1 protein-coding gene is annotated in these 1,452 nt (G+C 36.8%); it reads right to left on the bottom strand.

The features are described from left to right. Nucleotides 1-36 precede the first annotated feature (36 nt). Nucleotides 37-1,397, bottom strand: a protein-coding gene (locus tag IHV10_RS22590; protein ID WP_197134904.1) for an IS3 family transposase whose coding sequence is annotated in 2 segments (ribosomal slippage) — nucleotides 37-941 and nucleotides 941-1,397 — 1,362 coding nt in all. Because the reading frame shifts where the segments join, the coding sequence is not laid out codon by codon here. Nucleotides 1,398-1,452 lie beyond the last annotated feature (55 nt).

Raw genomic sequence — 1,452 nt, 5'->3', positions numbered from 1 at the left:
TGAAGTGACCCCTAAAAGTTAGACACGGTTATTTCATTAGGCAGCAGTTAGGGCATGAGTACGGTATTTAACCGGGCTCATGCCTTTTAATTTTGCCTTGATTCGTTTGTGATTATAGTAATCCATATATTTAGCCAGCTCTAGTTTAAAGTGTTCCACACTTTCAAATTCTTTTAGATAAAGAAGTTCAGATTTTAGGATTCCAAAGAAGTTTTCCATCACAGCGTTATCGTAACAGTTCCCTTTACGAGACATACTCTGGGTGATGCCACTTTTACTGAGGACCTTACGGTATTGTTTCATTTGATAGTGCCAGCCTTGATCTGAATGTATAAGAAGCTTATCTTTATCTGTTACATGCGCTAGAGCTTGATCTAACATCGTTGAGACAAGAGAGTATGTCGGTCTAGCCCCTATTGTATAGGTAATAATTTCTCCATTAAATAAGTCCAATACGGGTGATAAATAAAGCTTCTTTCCGAATAATTTAAACTCTGTAATATCCGTGACCCACTTTTCGTTTGGTTTCTCAGCTTTAAAATTACGATTTAAAATATTTGGTGCAATCTTCCCAATCGTTCCTTTATAAGAACGATATTTTTTTATACGTACGAGACATTTTAATCCTAGTTCCTTCATGATACGCTGTACCTTTTTGTGGTTAACTTGGTGTCCACGGTTTCTAAGTTCATCGCGAATTCTACGGTAGCCAAAACGGCCTTCATGTTCCTTATAAATAACTTGAATCAAGCCTTTTAACTCCGCGTCAGGTTCAGGACGATTGAAATTTTTCACCCAATAATAATAGGTACTACGTGGGATTCCTGCTAGCTTTATAAGTGCTTGTACCGAAAACTCATGCCTTAATTCATAGACTACTTGCGCTTTGACTTGTTTGGTGATTTTTCCTTGCTTTGAACTAAGGCATTCAACTTTTTTAAATAAGCATTTTCCATACGTAACGCTTCTAATTCCTGTTGAAGCGCTTCGATTGATCCTTTAGCTGGTGATGTCTTATTGGAAGACTTTTGATCTTTCTTATTCATGTTTGGCCGCCCCTTTTTCTTTGGTTTCAGGGCATCCAAACCTTGAGTCTCTAATAAATCTCGCCATTTCCACAAGGTAGAATCGGATGGCAGATTAAAAATCGCGGCTGTATCAAAGATAGACGTCCCATTGTCGTTCATATATTTTAGTACGTCTAGTTTAAAGTTTAAGGGGTAATTTGTATAGCTTTTGAAAAAAGCATTCTCACCGTGGTATTCATATTTTCTAATCCAAAATAGAACTTTACTATTATTCGCACCAATCTCTTTTGCGATTGTTTTATACCCTACATCCCCTTCTAAATATCGTTTAACAGCAGCTATTTTTTCTTCGATCGTAAATTTAGCCATAAGAAAAGCACCTCCAAATTTAAGACTGTGTCTAAAATTTGGGGTGCAGTTCATT

Origin of the sequence: Fictibacillus sp. 5RED26 (assembly GCF_015903895.1) — a bacterium.
GTDB classification, from domain to species: Bacteria; Bacillota; Bacilli; order Bacillales; family Fictibacillaceae; genus Fictibacillus; species Fictibacillus phosphorivorans.
This window is presented reverse-complemented; position numbering and strand designations above follow the sequence as displayed.